Annotated in this window: 2 protein-coding genes; one reads left to right on the top strand and one right to left on the bottom strand. The window is 65.6% G+C overall.

Going from position 1 to position 2,598, the window contains the following annotated elements; genetic code table 11:
* Positions 1–116: 116 nt before the first annotated feature.
* A complete protein-coding gene (locus JSV65_17390; protein UCH34279.1) occupies positions 117–1,472 on the bottom strand; it encodes a sulfatase-like hydrolase/transferase in 1,356 nt (451 codons plus the stop codon).
* Positions 1,473–1,872: 400 nt separating this feature from the next.
* Here JSV65_17390 and JSV65_17385 point away from each other — a divergent pair.
* Positions 1,873–2,598, top strand: a 726-nt coding sequence (locus JSV65_17385) for a hypothetical protein (GenBank protein UCH34278.1), incomplete at its 3' end; no start/stop codon positions are given.

Raw genomic sequence — 2,598 nt, 5'->3', positions numbered from 1 at the left:
TCTTCGCCATAGTTCTTGGCCTGCAGGTACCACTTCTTGCCCTCGCCGTGCTGCGTACAGAACTCGCACATGATTGCCTCCTTGGCGCGTTTCGGTCGCCCAGTGCGTGCTCGGCCTCAAGCCTTCGGGTCCGGCCATCGCGGCGGAACCATCTCGCGGTTCCACTCCTCGTATGCCCGGCTGAGCCTGTCGACCTCATCCGGCTTCTCGGCGGCTATGTCGGTCGTCTCGCAGGGGTCGCTGCTGAGGTCGTACAGTTCCGTCTTCTCTAGCCGCTTGCCGCCGACCAGTTTGTACCGACTCTCGCGAACGGCGTAGTTCCAGCCGTTACCCGCCCGCCAGAAGAGCCGCTCGTGCGGCTCGCCTGCCTTGCCGCCGAGAACATACGGCAGCACATCCCGTCCATCGTACACGCGATCCGATGGCAGTGCCGCCCCCGCGGCCGCTGCGGCCGTCACGAAGATGTCGAGCGATGACACCGGGTGCTCGTATCGCGCGCCCTGGGGCAGTGTGCCGATCCACTGCGCGGCGAAAGGCACGCGAAAGCCTCCCTCATAGACCGCGCCCTTGCGGCCACGCAGAGGCGTGTTGTCCGCGCCCCACAGGGTCTGGCCGCCGTTATCGCTGAGGAAGAAGATCAGCGTGTCGTTCTCCAAGCCGCACTCGCGCACCGCCTGGAGCACGCGCCCCACGCCGTCGTCCACGCAGCTGACCATAGCCGCATACCGCCGTCGCTTGTCGTCCTCAATGTGCTCGAACCGTTGGAGATACTCCTCGGTCGCCTGCATCGGCGCGTGCGGGGCGTTGTATGCGAGATACAGAAGGAACGGCTCGTCACTATGGCGGCGCACGAATGCCGCCGCCTCGTCCGACAGCGCGTCGGTAAGATAGCCCGGATGCGGCAATGGCTTGTCGTTGCGCAGGAGCGGGTCGAGGTACTCCTTGCCGGTAGCTTCCGAGCGCATGTAGTCGTGCCCGCCGCCGAGAAAACCGTAGAACTCCGTAAAGCCCCTGCGGTTCGGGTGAAACGGCGGCGCCGCGCCGAGATGCCATTTGCCGACGGCTCCGGTGACATAGCCCACGCCCGCGAGAACGTCCGACACCAGCAATTCCGACGTCGGGATGCCGACACTGTGGTCGGTCGGAAGATAGGTGGGATTGCACTCGTGTCCGAACCGCTGCTGATACCGCCCGGTCATCAGCCCCGCCCGCGTCGGGCTGCAATAGGGATGCGAGACAACGCCCTGAGTGAAATGCACGCCGTGCCGGGCGATGGAGTCAATGTTCGGGGTCGGGATATCCGTGCAGCCCGTGAAGCCCGTGTCGGCATAGCCCTGGTCGTCGGCCAGGATGACGATGACGTTGGGCTTTCTCGTCTTGCGCGCTTCTTGCGGTGCTGAGAAGACCTCGCCGGGCAGCGTCACTGCGGCCGCGGCGAGTCCCATGTTGCGCAGAAAGGCTCGTCTCTTCACGATGTAGCTCCTCTTTATAGCGCGGGACAGGTAAGACGATCAATCGAATCGCACGAATTATACACTTCTGTCCCCATGCACTTGCGCCCTGCGCCTGCCCGCGGTGATGCGGCGGCCGAGCAGCACCTTGAAACGCGCTGCGAAGGACGCCAATCTCAGTATCGGGCCGCCGATCTAGGATTGCACAGCGATACCCCGCGCAGCATTGCCGTTGACATCGCGCGGCTCTTCCTGCTAGCCTTCGAAATCGGTTGGATTGAGCTGCGGCGACTGGTTTGGGCGGGCCATTTCACCGGCGCCGCATCCGCGACTTCTGACACCGGAGGGTGGCACGATCGCAACCCGGAACGCTCGCCCCCAGGGCACCGCAAGCGAAGGCGAGCACCAGACCCGGCCGCACGTGCGCGCCCGGGCGCTGGTGCTCGGCGCCGCCCTCATCCCGATTGTCGTCGGCATCTCCCAGTCGCTCGAGGTCGCCGGCAACGTCCCGGGCCTGGCGCAGGGGCCTTATCCCTCGAACTACGTGATCCCCTTCCCGGTTCTCTGCGCGCTCCTGGCGCTGCTGCTGCTGAATCATCTCTACTGCCGCAGCGCTCGCCGGCCATGGCTGACGGCGCAGGAGTTGTTCGCGATCTACACCATGCTCGCGGTGAGCATCACCGCCGGCAGTTCCATGTTCGGGGCCGGGGTCATCCAGGTCGTCGGCGTCGTGCACTGGTCATCCCTACGCCAGGGCGGGCCCAGCCCCGCCTACGAGCTGCTCGGCCCGCTGCTCCCGGAACGCCTGAGCGTGTCCGACGCCGGGATTCTGAATCCCCTCTACCAGGGCGGTGGGGCGCCGCCCTGGACGGCCGTCGCCGCGGCATTAGGTACTCTGCTCTTCCTGTGGTTCGCCTTTATCCTGCTGCTCTCGCTCCTGCTCTACGGGGTCGCTATCATCTTCTCTCGACAGTGGGCGCGTCACGAACGCTTGGCATACCCCGTGGTCCAACTTCCGCTGTCGCTCGTCGAATCGGGCCGCAAGCTTATCGCCTCCCGGCTGTTGTGGATCGGCATCCTGCTTCCCGTCGCACTCCACGGCCTCAACGGCGCGACGCGCCTCTTCCCGCAGCTCCCGCCCCTGAAG

Source organism: Armatimonadota bacterium, from assembly GCA_020354555.1.
Classification (GTDB): domain Bacteria; phylum Armatimonadota; class Hebobacteria.
Note: the sequence above shows the minus strand (reverse complement) of the source record. Positions and strands in the feature narration are given on the sequence as shown.